The sequence below is a fragment of the Silvibacterium sp. genome, from assembly GCF_047605705.1.
Taxonomy (GTDB): domain Bacteria; phylum Acidobacteriota; class Terriglobia; order Terriglobales; family Acidobacteriaceae; genus Silvibacterium.
Map to the genome: position 1 here is coordinate 55,454 of NZ_JASGFD010000001.1, position 20,525 is coordinate 75,978.

Below are 20,525 nucleotides of genomic sequence, written 5' to 3' on the forward strand. Positions count from 1 at the left end.
TGCGGTATCCGGTCGTAGCGATGTTGCTCTCTCAGGGATACCGTTGCTTTGTGTGACACAGCGTGAGCCACTCTTAGATGGCCCACGCTGTTGAACTACTACGGAACAATGCCTTCCAGTCTCTCTAGAAGTTCACTCTGCCTGAGAACTGGAAATCACGATTGCCGCTGGCGGAGGTAACTTCGCCAAAGGTGCTGGACGTTGCCGCTGACCAGGTTGAGGAGATGCCGCCAAAAGTGACCTTGTTGGTGCAGTCACTGCAGTCGACCTGGAAAATGAACTTCACACGTTCACTTTTTGTCAGATTGAAGCTGCGGCGGATGCTCGCGTTGATGTTATAAACACTCGGCGACCAGAGGTTGAGGCCTGTACGCGGCGCATCGCCAATCTTGGTGATGGCTACCGCTTTGCTGCTCGCTCCGGCTGGAAGCGCAAATGCATTCGGCAGCTGGAACGCTGCGGAGTTCAGATACTTCACAGCGCCGAGATTATTACCGTAGACGCCCTTACCCCAGCTGCCGCTCTTGCGGATTTTCACACCGGAAACACTGTCCGGCATGCAGGTGCCTGAATCCGGTGTGGTGCAGCCCGTAGCAATTACAGGTATCGGATTGCCCGAGATGTAGATGAAGACGCCGGAGAACGACCATCCGCCGATAAGTGTGCGCAGAAGAGGGTTGTCTCCACCGAGATGTCCCTTGCCGAATGGCAGGTTGTACAGCCCGTAGAGATCGAGGTCCTGAGGCACATCGGTGAGTGTGAGGCCGCGATCCGCACGGTTCTTGCCCGGCAAGGCAGCACCATTGGAAGATGCAGCCGCAGGCACCGCAAAGGCGCTACGCGTGGTGCCGTCGTCTCCGATATTTTTCGAATACGTATAGTTCAGCGTGTAGCTGAGCCCCTTCCATTCGCGCTGCGTCAACGAAATCTGCAACGAGTTATAGGAAACGTTGGAGATGTTATCCCAGGCGGGAGTAGGCGAGCTTGAATACTGCGGATAGGGCAAAAGCGCATGGCCGATAGTAGGCACCGTGCTCAGCGCACCGGCCGCCGCGTACCAGGACGGAATCGAGATGCTGGGATCTGCCGCCTCAGCGATCGCTATGTTGGCAGCTGTCGCTGGCGCGTTCATGATGTTCGTTGCGTTGTCGCTGGCCAGCACCGAACCAAGCCGCGCAAGGTGAACGGGGTCCATCTCTCCGGACCAGAATCCTGAGACGGTCGCTCCCGTAAGAAAGTGCGACTGGCTCCCGGCATAGTTGACCATGATCGTGAGATCGTCCGTGAGCGCGTGCTGGACACCAAAGTTGAAGAAGTTAAACTCCGGCGCTCTGCCCGAAAGATACGGGTCCACATAGAGCGGCGCCGCGCCGGCCGTGACATACTTGCCCGCGCTGCTTACGTAGTTGCCCACATTCAGATCGAGCGAAGAACTCGATGGCGTCTGCGGCGCAGGAATGGAGTATCCCGGGCCGCCGAAGTTGGTATTCGCTTTGCCAGCAGCGGTGAAAGCGGCACTGTCATTCAGATAGAAAGAAGGAGCCGCATCGGCGCCGGTAGTAACTGCCGAGGGCAGCACAATATCCGCGCCATAGCCAAGCGTGCTCGGACCGGTACCGGCGTAAGAACGTCCGCCTACACCGCCTCCGTGCGTGTATGAGGTCGAGTATCCGGCGCGGATCACAGTTTTCCGCGTAACAGACCATGCCAGTCCCAGGCGAGGTCCCCAGTTCTTCCAGTACGTATGAACAGGAGTGCGGCAGTCGCAGCTGATGTCCGAGCCGTGATAGCCGGCGAATTCAAGAGCTCCCTGCGTGCCATCGATACCACTGTTCCCATCAGGATTGAAGTAGCTCCAGCGATCCTGTACCTCACGATAAGGCGGCAGATAATCCCAGCGCAGCCCGAGGCTCAGTGTGAGATTCGGCTTCACCTTCCAGTCGTCCTGCACATAAGGAGATATCGGAAGGTAGCGGCCGCCCTGATCGCTAAAGCTCGGAACCGAGGTGCTTGCAGAGTGCACAGCACCAAGGAGGAAGCTCGCATATGAGTAGCCCGTTGCGGTATCGCTCAAGCTGGTGCCAACGTAGTTCGAAGTATCGAGGCCATTCCAGTTCTGCACGTATACGCCAGAGGCAGAGCTCTGCTGCGCCACATTATCCTGCAGCCACTGCAATTGGGCACCGAATGTGATTGCGTGCTTCCCTTTGCTCCACTGCAGGTTGTCCACCAGCGTGTAAGAGTTGGCCGTGGTAAAGCCGGAAGCGTCTGCGGATCCGCAATCGGTCCACTCCGTAATGGCAGTGGGGAAAGCGGTGGTTGTGCCGAAGTCCGAGCATGGGAAGTTGTTCGAAGCCTGACCGGCAGGCAAACCCGTAATGCCTGCATCGCTTGCGTAATTGCCAGTCTCGGTCGGAGCATGCTTGACCGTGATGAAACGCGTGAAGCCATACTTGAACTGGTTCACCATTTGAGAGGTGAGGGTGTACTGGTGTTCAAAGATCAGGTTGGTTGCGGAGACCACCGCATCTTCGCCCGTGGTGTAAGGTACCGGCAGTTCCGCTCCATACCCGACGTACTGCTCCACGCCATGCGTTGCAACAAAGGAGTAGCGCTGCTTCGAGGTCAGATCGTAGTCAATCTTGAAGGCGAATTCGTGGTTATCAAATCCTGAGACGCCGCTGGCCAGATAGTTATTGGAAATCCCCGATAGTGAGGGTGCAGGCAGAAAGCTCTGCTCATACTGCGAGATCGAAGAGATATAGCTGGGGTCGATTACGTTGGTCTGCCCGTTATAGGCAAATACCTGGCGAGAGCACGTGCTGCCTGAGCAGGAACTCGTCAGCGGATTGTAAATATACGGATCGCTGCCCAACTCAGTGAAGTTTCCCTGTCTCATCAGCGTGGTCGGCACCGTCATCAGCGTGGGCTGGACGCCTTCACGACCGTGATACTGATCCCAATTGAAGAAGAAGAAGCCCCTGTCGTGGGTAAACTTGATTGGGCCGCCGATAGAGGCGGAGAGCTCATTCTGATGCTCTACAGGCTTGCCCGCAGGGACCGTTGTGCTCACTCCGTCAACCAGCTTTGTGGTGGTTGCGTATGGCGCGGTAAAGCCCCACGTATCGAACATGGTGTTACGGACAAAGTCAGCGATAGTGCCGTGATACTTATTGCCGCCAGACTTCGAAGTGAAGCTGATTGCACCTGCGCCTTGGTACTCCGCCGACGGACCATTCGAAATCACCTGCATCTGGTCAACGGATTCGACCGGGACCGACAGTGAGATCGTTCGGTTGTCGCTCTGCTGGTTCGACAACGTGGTGGGGATGCCGTCGAGGTACACCTCGGAAAGATAGCTGCCTGTTCCCGACATAATCGGCGCGCGCGCACCTGGGGTAGCTCCGGGCAGGAGGGTGGCGTACGCAGTGGGATCGCGCTGCGCGTTGCTCATCAGCACAGGCAGGCTTTCATAGGTCTTGTTCGTGATCACCCCACCAAGGGTCGCGTTGGTAGTCTGCAGCTGTGGCGGTGCTTCCGTGACCGTAACCGTCTGACTCTGTTCGCCGAGAGTGAGCACGGCATTGTAGCCCGTGATCGTAAGGCCATTCACCTCGATGTTCTGCTGCTTCAGATCCTTGAATCCGCTCGCCGAAACAGACAGCGTGTAGACGCCGGGGATGAGAGGCGTGATCTCATAGACGCCGGCAGACGAACTCTTGATCGAGGTCGATACATTCGTCGCCTGATTTGTAGCTGTAACTGTGGCATTTGGAACCAGAGCCCCTTGAGGATCTGTAACAGTGCCTTCCACTGCGCCCTGGCCGCCGGTTTGCGCTACGGCGAACGGCGTGACCAGGCCGAGGCCGGCAATCAGAATGCAGATCAGTCGACTTGCGACTTGGCGGAGGTGTGGTTTCTGGCTTCTCATCATGTGAACCAAGCTGACTTTCCCTTTGTTTTTCTTGAAATGCACTTGCAGTCCAGCACTCAAACGAGACACAACTGTCCTGGATTGCCTCATCGAACCTGCGGTCTGCAGATCGAGGAATTCCCGATGAATTTAGGATTTTCGATTTTGCTGGGGTAGAAGCGGTGGCTACAGACGAGCTTTTATGACCTTATCCAACTGCGCTTCCGCAGTTCCGTACAGGCCGCCGTCATCTATCAGGTCCAGGTGGTGAGGTCTAGAGGAGGTTACCTGCCAGACGCGCACTGTGCCGCATGTTGCTTGCCGAGAGGCAACAACAACCATGCAGGCAACACTTGCCGGTGCGGTCGAGGTAATCCATATGTGCAAAATAAATCAATTGGCAAGCAGTTTCAATCATGAAATGGTGCAATCGCCCGTGAAGGTCGAATTTCTATGTAGCCGCGCGCGCCGGAAGTGCTTTTTGCCGTGTTGTTTCACCAGCGTGAATAAACATGGCTCGGGCTTCCGCGGTTACTCTCTTGTGGTACAAACAGAGGCAAGCATGAGCATCTCGCGACAAGCCGTTCCCTCCTTCGCCATGCTCTCCGGCTGTTGCTCCCACTTTTAGCGGCCTCTTCCCTCTCTCCTTATTTCAGTTGCAGCAGCCAAGCGACATGAGAAGTGCTGTCCCGATAGGAGCTATCCCATGGCCATAAACCCGCGTCGTATTTCGAGTGACTCTCTGGCGGTTCTCTTGTCGCTCGCCCTTGCGCTGTTGATCCGCTTCGGCATTCTCAAGTCTGTTTCCTGGTAATTACCGGAGGCATCCATGTCCCAGATTCATGCGAGCCCTGATCCTGCGGCGGAGAAACAGACATCGGGAGGATCCAATTCCTCTGCCATCCGCCTCCTGGAACTCATTCCTGGAATCCTGCTGCTCTTCGTCGTTGGCTATGGCGGTAAGTTCATCGAGCAGTTCATTGCGCGCTATGGCAAGAGTCATCATCTGGTCCTGCCGAATATTGAATATGTGCTCTGGGCCATCCTGATCGGCCTTCTCATTGCGAACACCGCAGGCATTCCGCGCATCTTTCGCAGTGGCGTAGCGACTTACGACTTCTGGCTCAAGGCCGGCATCGTGCTGCTGGGCAGCCGGTTTATTCTCGGCGATATTGCGAAACTGGGCGGAATCTCCCTGCTGCTGGTCTTCGTGGAGATTGGCCTTGCACTCCTCTTTATGACTTGGCTTGGCAAGCGTTTTCGACTTGCCCCAAAGCTGATTTCTCTGCTCTCCGTCGGTGCCTCTGTCTGTGGTGTCTCCGCGATTATCGCGACGCAAGGTGCGATCGAAGCGGATGAGGAAGACTCTTCTGTCGCGATTGCTGCCATCCTCGCACTCGGAGCTATCTCCCTGTTTGTCTTCCCGGTTATTGGCCATGCGCTGCACCTCAGCGATCACGCTTACGGCGTGTGGACCGGCCTCGCTGTAGACAACACCGCGGAGACAGCAGCAGCCGGTGCGCTCTACTCCGATGCCGCAGGCAAGGTCGCGGTGCTGACGAAGACGTGCCGCAATGCGCTTATCGGATTTGTTGTTCTCGGTTACGCACTTTACTGGGCATCGCGCGGCCAGGCTGCGGGTGTGCAGAACAAGGCTGCGTTCCTCTGGAACAAGTTTCCTAAGTTTGTCCTGGGCTTCCTGCTGATATCACTGCTCGCGACCGTTCATTTCTTCTCAAAGCCACAACTGCTGGCCCTCGGCAATCTTTCTCGCTGGGCATTCCTGCTTACCTTTGCCGGCGTCGGACTGCGCACTGACTTTCGAAGCCTCAGCAAGCAAGGGCTTCGCCCCTTTCTTGTCGGCGCGATCGGTGAGGTGGTCATTGCGGTTTTAACACTCGGGCTGGTCTGGGGAGCGGACCACATTTTCCATCTCTGATCGGGCTGCATCTCATCCAAAGCAATTACGAAACGGAGGCAGTTACACCTTCATGCAGAGACGGGAGTTTGTGAAGCTGTCAGGCATGGCCCTGGCGGCAGGCATGACGCGCTGGTCATCCGAAGCAGAGGAAAAGATCGAGAAGCCGAATCTCCTGATTCTCATTGCCGACCAGCGCCGTTTCGGATTGAGCAAGGCCACCGGCTATCCAGTCGACACCAGCCCCTCTCTCGATAAGCTGCAGGCTTCCGGAGTAGGCTTCGAACATAACTACTGCACGACTCCTCTCTGCGTACCGAGCCGCATCTCCATGCTGACGGGCCGCTGGCCTGAGGCACACCATGTGCGCATGAACCTGCAGGCGAAGGATGCGTACTTCCAGCAGGATCTTTACCAGGTCGCGAAACAGCAGGGTTATCGCACGGCACTTGTGGGTAAGAATCACACGTACCTTACGAAGAACGATGTCGACGTGTGGCGCGAATTCTCACACGACGGCGGGTATATCCCGAACGATGCGCCGAGTGAAGTCGCAGACTTTGAGCGCTGGCTGAAGAATCTGCACTTCAATGTGGCGCTCGAGCCGAGCCCGTATCCACTGGAAACGCAAATTCCCTACCGCATCGTCTCGGAGGCAATCCGATTCATCGATGAGACTGGCGATGCACCATTCTGCCTGCAGGTAAGCATCCCCGAACCGCATGATCCCGAGCAGGTGCCTCGCCCTTACTGGGATATGTTCCCTCCGGAATCCGTGCCGCCACGCACTGCCGGACCGGAGGCACTCGCACACATGGGGCCCCGCGCGCACTGGGAGTATCGCCTGCAACAGGATAATTTTCCTGAGACCGAAACACAGTGGCAGCGTTACGTCTCCAACTATCTCGGCGCGCTGCGCATGATCGACGACCAGATCGCACGTTTGACTACACATATAGAAGAACGCGGCCTGACGAAGAAGACACTCGTCGTCTTCACCGCAGACCATGGCGACTACCTGATGGATTACGGACTGGGCAGAAAGGGCGTGGGCTTGTACGAAGACCTGACACACACGCCGCAGATCTGGTGGGGCTATGGGGTGCAACCATCGAGAAGCGTCGCACGCGCTTTCACCTCGATGGCAGATCTGATGCCGACCATGTGCGAGGCTATAGGCGCACCGATTCCGCATGGAGTGCAGGGCCGCAGCCTGTGGCCGCTGCTGCAAGGCCAGCTTTATCCGGAAGAAGAGTTTCGCAGCATCTATGCGGGCGTAGGCGTGGGCGGGCTCTACTATGACGAGAAGGATGATATCCCTACATCCATCTCGCACGATGCGGCACGCGCAGGGTCATGGGATGAACTGAATAAAGTCACGCAGAGCGGCAACCAGAAGATGGTGCGTATGGGCCAGTGGAAGCTCGTCTACGACATGATGGGATATGGCCAGCTCTACAACCTGGAAAAAGATCCGGGCGAATTAGTGAACCTGTTCAATAAACCGGAGCACGAAAAAGAACAGGCACGCCTGATGGAAGAGCTGGCGATGTGGGTGATCCGCACCGAGGATAGCCTGCCGACCGGCCCGCAGAATGGAAAGTACCAGACAAAATGGTCTGCCGAGCATAACTGGTACAGCCCCTACCGGCATGGCAGACCACCGCCGAATCCTTATATTCCCTGAGGATCGGCGGTGTACCCACCGGTTAAGAACGGCTTTAGGCCGAAGCGCTATGAGCTATCCGAGCTTGCGTAGCGCTTCGGCAAGCTTCTCTACTTCTTCGTGAGTGTTATAGAGGGCGAACGATGCACGCACCGTGCTCTCCAGGCCGAAGCGCCGCAGAATAGGCTGCGCGCAATGATGACCGGAGCGTACCGCAATACCGTGCCCGTTGAGATAGCTGCCTATCTCCTCCGTCTTGTGTCCATCGATGACGAATGAGAGAACGCCAGCCTTTTCTTTCGCCGTGCCGATGATACGCAGCTTCGGAATACGCGAGAGCTCTTCCGTCGCATGCTGCAACAGAGCGTGCTCGTGCTCGGCGATGTTGTACATACCGACGCGATCGAGGTAATCGATTGCCGCACCCAGACCCACTGCATCGGCGATGTTCCCGGTACCAGCCTCAAAACGCTGAGGCGGTCCGTGATAAATGGTCTTTTCGAAGGTCACGTCTTGGATCATGTTGCCGCCGCCCTGCCATGGCGGCAATCCAGCGAGCACTTCGGGCTTACCGTAGAGCACACCGATGCCCGTTGGCCCGAAGACCTTATGGCCGGAGAACACAAAGAAATCGGGATCCAGATCCTGCACATCGACGCGCATATGCGAGACCGACTGCGCGCCATCGAGCAGCACTTTTACACCGTAGCGGTGCGCAATCTCGATCATCTTTGCCGCGGGCGTCACCGTGCCCAGCGCGTTCGAGACATGCGTGATCGAAACAAGGCGTGTCTTCGCGTTCAGCAGCTTTTCGTATTCATCGAGCAGGATCTGGCCGCTGTCATCGACCGGCGCTACACGCAGGCGCGCACCCGTCTCTGAGCAGATCATCTGCCAGGGGACGATGTTCGCATGATGCTCGAGCCAAGTGATGACGATCTCATCGTCTTTCCGCAGGTTGCGTCTGCCCCATGCCTGCGCTATCAGGTTGATGGCCTCGGTTGTGCCGCGCGCGAAGACGATCTCATTGATCGACGGAGCATTCACGAAACGACGCACTTTTTCGCGCGCAGCCTCGTAGGCATCCGTGGCACGAGCCGCCAGCTCATGCGCCGCACGATGCACATTTGAATTCTCGTGCTGATAGAAGTAACTCAGCCGATCAATAACGCTCTGCGGCTTCTGTGTCGTCGCCGCGTTATCGAACCACACCAGGGGACGCCCGTTTACCTTCTCCTGCAGGATAGGAAAGTCGCGGCGTATTGCCTGCACATCGAACAGATGAGGGGTGAGATCGATCTGACCAATTGGGCCTGGAGCCTGCGACAGCGATGCTGGGGATTCGCTCGTCAGGAACTCGAGCGGCCGGTGTCCGTCGAAGAAGCCATACTCCGCGCGCTCCGCCTGCGGCGCCAGGTTGGCGGCAGGCTGATACTCATCGCGGAGTTCCAAACCAAAAATCGCCGCGGGCGCCCATGCGCCTTCGGTATCGCGTGGAAGCACAGCATCCGGCGCACTCGCTGAAAAGAGTGGCCGCGCTTCGGCGAGAAACGAAAATCCGGGGCCAGCAGCAGCCGGAACGCTGCCGGAGAACGGCGCAGCATCTGGATACGGACCTGCAACAACGGATTGCGGCGCCGCGAAGATAGGCCGCGCCTCCTGGGCAAAGCCAAATCCCGGCGCATCGACTGCGGACGGAGCACTTGCGAAAGCTCCGGGAATCGCTGGGGATGGGGACTGGTACGGCGCGGTCACCGGCGCAATCCCCGCCGCGTCCGCACTTGCGGGCAGCGTGGGAAATTGCGGGTCCGAGGGTAGCGAGATGGATGAAGGCGCAGCGGGAATGCCTGCATTCGGCTTGCCTGCCGCTTGCTCCGCAGTTTCGCCGGGAAGAGCCTGAAAGAATTCATTTGCGAGTCGCGCGAGCGTAGCCGGATCGGGCAATCCGGCAGGCACCTCGGGATCGATGGCCGTCGCTACGGCCGAGGGCGAGACGCCCCCGGCGTTCGGCGAAAGCGGAAACCGCTCACTTGTACTCATGGTAGTTCCCTACCTCGACGTTCTCGAGAGCCGCGATGGCGTCGTCTGCGAGCACCGAAGCCGCGCAGTAGAGCGAGATCAGGTAAGAGGCGAGACCGCGCTTATCGATGCCGGTGAAGCGCACCGAGAGGCCAGGGGTCTGCTCGCCCGGCAGCCCAGGCTGAAAGAGCCCGATGACGCCGTTCTTACGCTCGCCGGAACGTACGAGCAGGATCTGCGACTTGTGCGTACGCGGCGAAATACGGATCTTGTCGGTAGGGATCAGCGGGACGCCGCGCCATGTCAAGAACGGGCTGCCGAAGAGCGTCACCGTCGGAGGAGGCACGCCACGGCGCGTGCACTCGCGGCCAAAGGCGGCGATGGCGCGTGGATGCGCGAGGAAGTACGAGGGCTCCTTCCACACCTTGGTCAGCAGCTCGTCCAGATCGTCCGGAGTCGGAGGCCCGGTGCGGGTTGAGATTTTCTGCGAATCGACGACGTTGTGCAGAAGGCCATAATCGGCGTTGTTGAGGAGCTCGTTTTCCTGCCGCTCCTTGACGCTCTCGATCGTGACCCGCAGCTGCTCGCGCACCTGGTCATACGGCTTATTGAAGAGATCGCTGACACGCGTCTGCACATTTACGAGCGCATTGATGCTGCTGAGGCGATATTCACGCGGCGTCTCTTCGTATTCGGCGTAGGTCTCCGGAATATCGGACTCGTCGAGGTGACCGCAGACAATTTCGATGGCCTTGTCTTCCACCACGCGGTTGCGCCGGAAGATGCCCGACTCAAGCGGCTTCCAATCCAGCAGGCGAACCAGCCATCGAGGTGTTGCTGCGCCATAGATTGGCGCGGTCTTAGTGACATTCGCGAGTTGATAGGCTGCTTGTTCGCCAAGCGAAGTGCGGACTGGTGTATCGGCCACCGGAAGCTCCTTACAGAAAAGTTCTGCGCTGCGGGCAAATTATAGCGGACGCACACGACTCCTGCAGGCTTGCGCCGCTGGTCTATTTTGACACCGATTAGTACTTCCGGACTTTTCGATCTACGCGATCCGACCAGGCATGAAGGCCGCCGCGCAGGTTCATAACGTGATCAAAACCATGAGTTTGCAGATACTCAACCGCCTTCACGCCGCGCGGCCCATGCTTGCAGACCGCCACGATCTCTTCCGCCCCCTGGAGCTCTCCCAGGCGCTTCGGCAACTCCGCCAACGGGATCAGATGACCACCGATATTTGAGATTTCGTACTCGTATTCGTCACGCACATCCAGCAGAAACACCGGGGCGCCCGCGTCGAGAAGCTGTTTCAACTCTTCTGCCTGAATCTCCGGAACACTCATTTCTACTTCCACTCCTTCGCGTTGCTCGCAAATGCAAAAAGCCCACCGCCAAGACTTCTGGCGATGGGCTCTTCGAAAAGAGGTGCTGAGGTTTAGGAACTCATCTCAGCGGCTGTTTCCGGCCAGAAGACACACGTGTGCACGCACCATACAGAGCGCACAACACATCGTCAGGCCGGAAAACTTCATAGATTTACGGTAGCACACAGGGGAGGGATGCATGCAACTGCCCTCCGTCTAAGAAAGCCACAAACGTAGCAAATCGAACCATATCTGAGTCAGGGCGTCTTCTGTGCATGGAGCGCCCAGGCTTGCAGCTGATCGGAAGATGCGATCCTGCCGGAGAGAATCTCCTCAAGCATTTCATGCATATCCAGCAGAGGCAGGCTGCTTTTGACTCCGAGACCTGCGGATTCCCCCGGAAAACTCACCATCAAGACCGGCCGAGGATCGAAGACATAGTTCTGGCTGCGTGCGAGCGTCTCATCTTCCTCCGTCCAGAACCGCTCGAATCGCCATAAAGGGATACGCCAGCTATGGTCGGAAGAAACCACCAGCGTCGTCTGCCCGGCAGAGCCAGTCCTGGCTATTTCCTGCCTGAGGCTGCCCAGCACCTGGTCGGCTAATGCCAGATTGTCGAGGTAGCTCCCTCCCGAGCGAATGCGTCCCGTTCGGCGATCAAACTCTCCGGGCGGGTGCGGTAACGGCAGATGGAGAAACACGAAGTCGACATCCTCATTCGCAATGAGCGTGTTGGCTTCCCGCAAAATCGCAGTCACCCCGTCGTGGGTCTCAGACTTCTGCTCGGGATGCTGCACGCTGCGCACCCAGGACGCATGGATCGGGGCCATGACGTTGCTGAATGTCGACTGATCCGGCGACATGTGATCGGCAAAGGGCAGGAGTTGTGACCAGCAGACATCGAGCTGGCTTGGCAGCAGGCGGCAATATGGGTTGTAGATGCCCGCCAGTCCCGTCGTCCATCCCTGACGATGTGCATCCGCAAACAAGGTCTGCTCCCCCTGAAAGGATTGCCAGGAGCCATGCGCTGTAGGCCGGTATTGCAGCCAGCCTTGCGGTGTCGAGCGAACCTCTTCGATAGGCTTCCCCAGCAGCAGCGACGGCACAACCTGTTCCGTGTAGAAACCGGCAGGCTGCAGGTTGGGGAAAGACACGCTTTGTGCGCGAAGCTGGTCGAAGTTCGGCAGATCGAGGCCAGGCCAGCGCTGATCGAAGGTGAGATTCCAGGAGAGCTCGTCAAAGAGCGCCCAAATGACCCTTCGATGTGGCGACGGAACATGCGGCACGTTCCGGGAGAAAGTCTCGGCTTCGGCCCTCGTGTGCTGCAGGCTGAGCGCGACGAGTTCCGGCAGCATCCAGAAGATGCAGATCCCAAGCAGCAGCAGCAGCGTGCGCAGACCATTCACAGCGAAGCTGTAAGCCTTGCGCGCCAGCAGCCAGAGCAATAACCCTGCGGCGCAGACCGGCAGCCAGAATTTCACTGGAGTGATGCCGGCTTTCAGAATGACTTCTGACGCCATCAGTCCTGCGACCAGGCGCGCCACGATCACCCCGGCAAAGGCGAGCCACAGCAGCGTGCGGCCCTGGGAGTCGATCTTGTCCAGCAGCCACACGATGGCCGTACCAAGGAGGCACGCCAACACTAGGTCGATGGTCGTGGCGCGCACCATGGTCGTGACCGGCAGCAGCCGGTGATACAGGTAAAGGTGTGTCGGCGAAATCTGGTTCCAGCAGAGGCCAATCGAAAACACGATGCCTGTACCGGCGCCTTCAAGCCACAAACGCGTCTTCATTCGTCGCTATCTGGCCTTCAACAAAAAGAGTGAGCGCCCATTGGGAAGCTGCAGTCTCTGCTCGCGATCGAAATGGGCGTCGATCGCCTTGATAAATGCCTCTTCATCGAGATGCGCATAAAGCTCATCCCGCCCGCGCACCAGATCTGCAAACCGGGGATCGGCAGCCGGGATCCATTCGACGATAGCCCACCTTGTCGTGAGATCGCGCAGCAGCGATGCGACGTCCGGGAGCGGAATCTGCTCCGAAAGCAGGAGATGATGGATGAGACCAAGAGCCATCACGCAATCAAATCTCCCCTGTGCCCGGGCAAGCAACGAGAGGGTTTCTGCATTGCGCCAGCCTGCCGCGGGCGTGGGCCGTGCAGGGTCGGCGATGAGCGGCAGGATATCCAGACGCCCGCTCTGCGCCTGATTCCAGTTGCGCTCCGTTGCACCGATATCGGTATCCCACCCGACTACGGATGCGCCCTGTGCCGCAGCAATACGCGAGTAGACTCCGGTGTTCGCCCCGAGATCGAGAACCTTCGCAGGCTTGATCCCAGCCAGCGCATTACGAACAAATTCCTGTTTCTGCGCATGATCGGTGTCACTGTAATGGCCGGCGGCGTCCGGATAGTTGCTCCAGCGCGAACTGCGGTGATCCGGCGCAAGCTTATGGAGCGCATTCCGCAGGCCTCGCAGATTGCGCTTCAGCACTGCAGCGGCTATCTCCGGAGACTGGCGCAACCGAGGCTTCGCCGCAGGCTTTCCTCCACTGCGCTTCTCCAGAAGATACGGCAGCATGACCAGCGAACGCAGGGGGGAACTCCATCTCTGTGTTCGTGACAGCCACGGATACAAATCTGCCGGTTCATATCCGTCACGCTTCTGCAGTGAGGCGGCCAATGGCCAACCAAGATAGCGATAGGCGGCCAGCGGCAGAAGAAAGGTGCGGATGAACTGGCCATACGGAAGCCAAAGCGGACTCTCCGTGTCCCGCTTCTCTATCGAGAGGACATCGACGAAGACCGCACGCGCACCCTCAAAAAGAACGTTCAGCGGAGTCGCGTCTTTGAGCGCCAGCCCCTGGTCGAGCAAAGCATCTGATAAATCGAGGGTTAGTTCGGCCGCTGCGACCCACGCTCCCGGCGTCCACTCCCAGGGATAGGACGGGAAGAAGACTCGTGGATGCTCCAAGAGCAAGTCGCCGGACTCATCGGCCTGCTCGGAAATCTTCGTCGCGATGAAGTGCCCCTTACTTACCCACTCCTGGATCAGCTTCGATTGCAGGAGGGCTACAGCCTCGGAAGCATACTCCGCATGCACACGGCGCAGGACGCGGTCATTTTCTATCCGAAGAGAGCCTGCGGGATCGCGGAAAGTCTCAAAGGCTGGAGTCAATACCGTGCTGCCTATCCGATTTCTCCGTAGTGGAGTGATCTTGCGCCTGGTTGATCGGTTCCTTCCTGCCGATGCGAAGCAACTTCTTCACCTTGGAGCGGAACATGAACACCGCCCCGGCCAGCATAGAGCTGCCCACCTGAAGGAAAAGCTGCCCCGAGCCGGGATCGACATAGGCATGCGCAGGCTTGGCCATGGCGGCCAGCAGGAGGAAAATCTGAAGCGCTCCCAGCGCTGTGTAGAAGAAACGTCTAAGCATCAATCCCCGCAGTGTACTCCTATCGGTCTGGCGATATCAGCTATAGACTCAAACCCGCTAAATTAGTTTCAATTCAGCCAAATAAGTGAATTTCGGCCGTTCGGTATTCCGTACCGTTGCTCTTCTTCGCCGTGACGAGATCCTCCGCCACCGTTTTTCTCAGAGAAATGGACGCTTCCTTCCAGGCATGCCGCAGCGTGCCAGGATCATCCGCCAGCGAAAATATATGCACGACGCTGGCCCCGCACGCGCCGCAGGCAGCTCCTATCTCGGGCGATACGGGAGCGCGGAGGCAGAGTCCGCAATAGGTTAGCCCCGTCGAAGACGATACCCATCCGAGCCTTACCTTTGTATGGCCAGGATTCGCCAATATCGTATAGGCGTTTTCTACATTCACGATAGAACTCCGAAGCTAGATATCTACTTCCAATGTGGACCGGGGATGCTTTCGCATCCCCGGCGACGAAATCACTCCTGCCTCTACTGTCCTGCCGTACTCGAAGCCGGAGTCGATGTGGCGACGCTCTGACTCGGTGTCTCGGCAAGCAACTGCTCGATCCGCGCCGTGAACTCCTCCTCTAACTGGCGATGGAAATCACCGCTGGCCGGCGAGGCAAAGCCTGAATGGACGGCCTTTACACGCCCATCGCGGCCGATGAAGACCGTCGCAGGCCAGGTGTTGAGGTTGACGAGCTGCGGCACCTTCTCCCACATATCCGACGGCGCGCCCGCAATCAAATAGGTGTACTGCACTCCGTACTGCTTCACGAATGCCTTCTCGCGCGCGAGACTCGCCTGCTGCTCCGGTTCTTCGAAGTCAAGTGCGACAATGGCCAGGCCCTTATCCCGATACTTCTTATCTAACTCCACGAGATACTGCGCCTCGTCGTGGCAGTTCGGGCACCATGTGCCGGTCACAATCGCAAGAACTACCTTCCCCTTGAACCTTGGATCATCGTTCGACACAAGCTTCCCATTCACGTCGGGAAAGTTGAACGTAAACTTCTCATTGGGATCGCGCGCTGTCGTGTGCGTCAGATAGTTATCCGGTTCCGGCAGTCCCTTCGCTTCCGCTACGTCCTGCCGGTATGCAACGAGCTGACTGGCGTAGCGGCTATCCGCCGTTTCCTGCGCATAAGCTCCGCCGGAGGAAGCAGGATTCGCTGCCGGTCTGGCCTTGGCAGTCGCCTGCAGGATATGGAGCGTTCCATCCTGTTGCAGCGAGACCTCGATCACACCCGGCCGCGAGCCATCGAAATGGCTGAGAACCCACTTACCATCCTTATACGTGCCACTGTACGCGCCGGTATCGCCGTCGATACGAAGGATTGAGGCCGCCACATCCGGCCCATGCTGCTCGACTATAAAGCGAAAAGCCTTTTCTCCCTTCGACGAAGGGCCATCGAGAGGAATGATCCAGGAGCCCGCGATCGATGGCGCATTGCTGGCAACTGTCTTCTCATCCACATGTCGCGTCGCCTCGAAGGCATAATGCGATGCGGGTCCACGCGACTGGGAATCTACGCTGCCGACCAGCTTTCCATCCTGCAGGCTGGCCGTGATGGTCGTGAGATAGTGCTCCACATTCAGGACGAGCTTGCCATCCTGGTAGGTTGCACTGGTCGTGCCGTCATAAGGCTTGAAGCCATCGTAAAAGATGCCCTTGAGTGTGGGTCCATCCCCCGCGATGTCGAGACGGAAAGGAACGGCGACACCGTTCTGTGTAAGCTGGGCGTCCCACCGGCCATCGATACCGGCAGCCTGGGAAGTAGTTTGTGAAACAGCGAGTGAGGCGCCAAGGCCTAACAGAACAGCGGCGGAAGCGGTTACGGCTGAAATGCGCATGACTGTCTTTCCTCCAAGAAGTAAAAGCTCCAATGTCTTATCCCTGCGACTTGTGTCCGGACACAGCCTGTGCAAGATGGACATGCACGCGGTTCGACTTCGCATAGTCTCTCCACTCCTGGGGAAGACCGGGCTTGGTCGCAAGTAGAATTTCGAAGATCGCCCGCCGGTCATCATCGGAAAGGCGAGTGAAATCTGCGCTTCTATCCTGCCCAGTCAGAACCTCAAACAAACGGTGGTAGACGTAGCTCTTTGCAGGTTCCGGCAGCGCGTCGAAAGACTCCGAGTAGATGAGATAGCTGCAGGGATAGCGGAATATGCGTGTGCGCAGATCAAACTGCCGGAGAGAACGCCCTTTGCGATCGCGAGGACCCCGCGCAGAAAACTCCTTCGCGAAGGCAGAATTCCTGTCGAGCACCACGGTATCGTTTTCAGAGAGCTGCGCCTCATTCACGAACAGCAGATAGCGGACGAGTTGCTCGGCTGGCCGTTCAAACTGCTGACTCTCACTTTCCGAGAGCGGACTGTCAGCAGGCTTGCCATTCCGTTTGTCGCGCTCGGCCGCCGCATACAGAGCAAGTCGTGTCTGGTAGTTCGTAAGTGTGATCAGGTTATGCATCTGGGTCTGATGCGCAAGCACCAGATGAGCCACCAGATCGCTGTCACTCGACAAATACTCTTCCGCACGGAACGGTTGCCCTACCTGCGTTAGGCTCACCGGTAAAGCCTGCGCTGGCGCCCCGGCCGCCGGCTGCTGAGTGACGCCGTTGCTCATGCTGGCGAGAGCGCCTGCTGCGCCGGTCACATACCAGCCTCCCCAGCGCTCTTTGAGCGGACTCTCCTGATCGGTAATGAATGAGCGGGTCTCGGAGGCCTGTGTGCCCGTAGCAGTGGGGTAGATCGAGCGTAAAAGTACCCCGGGAACGCCACGCGTACCTGCAGCGATGTGGCATTGGGTGCAATCCAGCTCCGCACGTTGGAAGACCGGATGCTCTACCTTGTGCTCATCGAGAAGATAGAAGATAGCTCCCTGCGTGGGATCGAAAGAGACGATCTCGATCGCCTTTCCGTCATGCACCTTCCCCACATACACGTCATCGTTGTAGTAAAGCGCGCGCGGGTGATCCGGCGATATCTTCTTGTACTGAAAACTCGTCTTGGAAAAGACGAGTGTCTGAGAATCGACCGGGACATTCAGGGCCTTCAACACCGACTTCAGATAGCCGAACTCCGGATCGTATGCGAGATCCGACTTCCCCTGATCGAGTTGGTGCTGCAGCGCTGCGACAGGATCGTGCAGATCCTCCGAGCGATAGTTGATGGGGGCATCGCTGTAAGGAACATAACCTTGATTTCGCACGGCAATCTGTCCATGAGCACGAAACGCGTGCCAACCCAGCGGCAGCAACGCTCCCCCGAGAAGCAATCCTGTGATGACACGAAGAAGACGCGCTCGATGTGTGAGGCCTGAAAGGCTGCCGTGTTCTTTATCTCTAGGCACCCGGAATCACCTCAACAGAAACCGGCAGATGAACGGTGCGCGGTGGGAGGCATGTGCGGCTGCTGCAGGCTTGAAATCGAACACTCAGCGGAAGTGCCTGCTCTCCACTATGAACACGCGCAAGCTTGACCGGGACACGGAGTTCGAAATGCCCCTCGTAATAGGAAGTGTCCGACTGAAAGCTCTCGTCATGCTGCGTCTTCGGGGTCGTCCCGGAGATGGCGCCATCAATCTGGGCAATCTCGGCGTTATCGAGTGCGATTCGAAGAGGAATGGGGCCACCCGATGGTTCATTCAATGCATACACGTGCCATCCGGGATCGATTGGTGCCGCGAGATGAAGCGTTATTCCTTCACCCGCACTTACTTGTTTTTTGGGCTCAACCGCTACTGTCCATTGAACGGGCTGCGGCGCAGCGCTCTGGCCTAAAGCAGAAACCGCCACCATGCCAAGCGCGTAACTTACTGCAGCCGCCGACAAACGAACGTTCATAGTGCTACCTTCCTGCTGCAAATGCATCGAATACAACGGGCGTGAAGAGTACAAGCTTCTCTTCACGCCTGCCTCCGTTGGACAACCATGTTCGGGCTAAGGCAACGACTCGATGTCGAGGGGCCTTGCCAGATCTGCCGTAGTCACATCTGGAGTTTCAGATAACAGCTTCTCGATATTCTGGGTGAATTCTGCCTGCAACTGCGCGTTGAAGTCTCCACTCGCAGGCGCCGCGAATCCGGCATGGATGTGCTTCACACGGCCGTCGCGGCCAATGAAGAACGTAGCCGGCCACGTGTTGAGATTCACTGCCTGCGGCACCTTCTCCCACATCTCCGAGGGCGCGCCGGCGATCAGATACGTGTACTGCACGCCGTACTGCTTCACAAAGGCGCGCTCACGCTTGAGCGAGTCCTGCTGCTCAGGCTCCTCGAAATCGAGGGCTACAATCTCCAGCCCCTTGTCGTGGTACTTCCTGTAGAGCTGGACCAGATACTGCGCCTCATCGTGGCAATTTGGGCACCAGGTCCCGGTCACAATGGCGAGCACGACCTTATCGTGAAACTGCGGGTCAGAATTCGATACAGTTTTCCCGTTTACATCGGGAAAGCTAAATGCAAATACTTCCCTGGGATCACGCACGCTGGTGTGAGTGGTGTAATCGGAAGGCTGTGGAAGCCCCCTGGCGAGCGCGACATCCTGCCTGTACGCAGTCAGCTTTTCGGTCGGCGAAAATGGGCCCTGCAATTGTATCGAAAGCGTGCCGTCAGGCTGCGGCTGAACTGTCGCATTGAGGGGCCGCGAACCGTCAAAATGGCTCAGCAAGAAGCCACCGCTATGCCACCTGCCGGTAAGAGCTCCGGTATCGCCGTCCACCCTGAGGATGGCTGCCGATACTTCCGTTCCCTCCTGCCTCACGATAAGTCTCCAGGCCTTTTCACCCTTGGCGCTATCGTAGGGAACAATCCAGTCACCGGCGATGGAAGGAGCATTTCCTACCGTATCCTGCTGCTCGACGTGAGGCTTTGCCTCAAATGGATAGTCGCTGAGATACTTCTCTGCTTCGAAGCGACCCTCCACTTTCCCTTCGAGCCTTCCATCCCTGGGCGTTGCCCGAATGGTCGTTAAGTAGTGGTCGAAGGACAACACCAGCGATCCATTCACGATCTCCGCGCCTGTTGTCGTCTCTTTCTGGTCTCCGTTGTACAGCGTGCCCGCAAGCGCACTGCCGACGCCTGCGATATCCAAACGGAATGGGATCACAACACCATTCACATTTACGGTCGCATCCCATTGGCCATCGGTTGTTTGCGCTGCCGCAGTTCCAGCAGCAGCCAGAAAGATAAGTGAGCTGAACCAGCGAGAAGCGATTCTTGTCATGCCAGAGATCCTTTCTTGCATAGCCACACCGGATGACAGAAACGCATGCGGAGAGCTGCTTCAAGCCGTCGCAAGGGGAAACAAGATCCCTCGGAGGGCCTATCTGACGTGAAATTCTGGATATCCGGACAAGCAGGCCCAGAGCGGGCCACCACTCACCTGCTGAGCAGGCAACAAAATGAAAAAGCCCGCTGCGCCGGATGTGGCGAGCAGGCTTTACCTGAGAGATCGCTGAAAATGATCGCTTAGCCGCGCGAGAGCGCGCACACCTGTTCGCTCGCAAATTGTGGAGACGAGCAACAGTTCCTGGAAAGGAGGCGAATCATGTTCATGAAAGTAAGTCGATTCTTTCTGAATGTCAAGAGTAAGTAAGACCCTGCCTGCTGTAACTATTCCTTTGCGTCAGGCTTTTTATCGAAATCAGGTGGTTCCACCTGCCCCTGATGGCAACTCCCGCAGGTAATGGGGCTGGCATAGCGTCGATCACCAAGTTGCGAGAGATATTTGTTATTGATGTCGTTTGTCATGACAATCATGAAGCGCGCCGTTTCCTTCACTGGATTTTGATCCGATGCATAGTCGATCTTTTTTGTATCAGGGTCCATCTCATGGCAATACTCACACGGCGCTCCCAGATCCTTCTGATACTGGAACATGATCGCGTGCAGGTCTTTTCCGGATATGTCCGCCGGAAGCGCCTTCAAGTTTCTTGTCTTGGCATGAGATTGAGAACCCGACGCATCAGCGGTCTGTGCTGCCGGAGAAGCTGTTTGCTGTGGAGGCGCAGCCAGAGCGGCAATCGCACAGGAAGCCCCGCACAGAAGCAGGACCGCGGTCAAACGGTGGTTCATCGCAAAAACCTCAAAGGGGCAATCACAAATTTGCAACTGCGCGCCGCTCTACTCATAGAGTCGTCGCGGCGCGTCAGGCGTTGCATATATCAAGAGATGGGCGATGGCATCCGCCCATGATAAGAATCGTCGTCTCG

14 protein-coding genes are annotated in these 20,525 nt (G+C 57.6%); 2 read left to right on the forward strand and 12 right to left on the reverse strand.

Annotated features, from left to right (window positions below):
• Positions 1-124: 124 nt before the first annotated feature.
• Positions 125-3,934, reverse strand: a complete 3,810-nt coding sequence (locus QM649_RS00195) for a TonB-dependent receptor domain-containing protein (protein ID WP_415196974.1) — start codon at positions 3,932-3,934, stop codon at positions 125-127.
• A gap of 808 nt (positions 3,935-4,742) precedes the next feature.
• Between QM649_RS00195 and QM649_RS00200 the strand changes: the two genes are divergently transcribed.
• Positions 4,743-5,852 carry a YeiH family protein gene (locus tag QM649_RS00200; protein ID WP_415196975.1) on the forward strand — a complete coding sequence of 370 codons (1,110 nt, stop codon included), beginning with the start codon at positions 4,743-4,745 and terminating at the stop codon, positions 5,850-5,852.
• 52 nt (positions 5,853-5,904) lie between these two features.
• Positions 5,905-7,518: a sulfatase gene (locus QM649_RS00205; RefSeq protein ID WP_415196976.1), complete on the forward strand. Its 1,614-nt coding sequence runs from the start codon at positions 5,905-5,907 to the stop codon at positions 7,516-7,518.
• A 54-nt stretch (positions 7,519-7,572) separates the two neighbouring features.
• Here the strand turns inward: QM649_RS00205 and QM649_RS00210 are convergent, their stop codons facing one another.
• The 11 genes from QM649_RS00210 to QM649_RS00260 form a co-directional block, all read right to left on the reverse strand.
• Entirely contained in the window at positions 7,573-9,537 is a 1,965-nt protein-coding gene (locus QM649_RS00210; RefSeq protein ID WP_415196977.1) for a family 2A encapsulin nanocompartment cargo protein cysteine desulfurase, read from the reverse strand.
• A complete protein-coding gene (locus QM649_RS00215) occupies positions 9,524-10,444 on the reverse strand; it encodes a family 2A encapsulin nanocompartment shell protein (RefSeq protein ID WP_415196978.1) in 921 nt (306 codons plus the stop codon). Before QM649_RS00215 ends, QM649_RS00210 begins: the two co-directional genes overlap by 14 nt.
• Before the next feature lie 97 nt (positions 10,445-10,541).
• Entirely contained in the window at positions 10,542-10,862 is a 321-nt protein-coding gene (locus tag QM649_RS00220) for a rhodanese-like domain-containing protein (RefSeq protein WP_415196979.1), read from the reverse strand.
• Between the two features lie 278 nt (positions 10,863-11,140).
• A complete protein-coding gene (locus QM649_RS00225) occupies positions 11,141-12,676 on the reverse strand; it encodes a sulfatase-like hydrolase/transferase (RefSeq protein WP_415196980.1) in 1,536 nt (511 codons plus the stop codon).
• A gap of 6 nt (positions 12,677-12,682) precedes the next feature.
• Positions 12,683-14,059, reverse strand: coding sequence for a class I SAM-dependent methyltransferase (locus QM649_RS00230; RefSeq protein WP_415196981.1), 1,377 nt, complete (start codon positions 14,057-14,059; stop codon positions 12,683-12,685).
• Positions 14,043-14,321, reverse strand: coding sequence for a hypothetical protein (locus tag QM649_RS00235; protein WP_415196982.1), 279 nt, complete (start codon positions 14,319-14,321; stop codon positions 14,043-14,045). Before QM649_RS00235 ends, QM649_RS00230 begins: the two co-directional genes overlap by 17 nt.
• A 477-nt stretch (positions 14,322-14,798) precedes the next feature.
• Positions 14,799-16,163, reverse strand: a complete 1,365-nt coding sequence (locus QM649_RS00240; protein ID WP_415196983.1) for a TlpA family protein disulfide reductase — start codon at positions 16,161-16,163, stop codon at positions 14,799-14,801.
• 37 nt (positions 16,164-16,200) lie between these two features.
• Positions 16,201-17,523, reverse strand: a complete 1,323-nt coding sequence (locus tag QM649_RS00245; RefSeq protein ID WP_415196984.1) for a hypothetical protein — start codon at positions 17,521-17,523, stop codon at positions 16,201-16,203.
• 133 nt (positions 17,524-17,656) lie between these two features.
• Entirely contained in the window at positions 17,657-18,157 is a 501-nt protein-coding gene (locus QM649_RS00250; protein ID WP_415196985.1) for a protein-disulfide reductase DsbD domain-containing protein, read from the reverse strand.
• Between the two features lie 96 nt (positions 18,158-18,253).
• Complete coding sequence (locus QM649_RS00255) at positions 18,254-19,537, reverse strand: peroxiredoxin family protein (RefSeq protein ID WP_415196986.1); 1,284 nt, start codon at positions 19,535-19,537, stop codon at positions 18,254-18,256.
• A gap of 389 nt (positions 19,538-19,926) precedes the next feature.
• Positions 19,927-20,388 (reverse strand): c-type cytochrome, encoded by a 462-nt coding sequence (locus tag QM649_RS00260; protein WP_415196987.1) that lies wholly within the window; start codon positions 20,386-20,388, stop codon positions 19,927-19,929.
• Between the last annotated feature and the right edge of the window lie 137 nt (positions 20,389-20,525).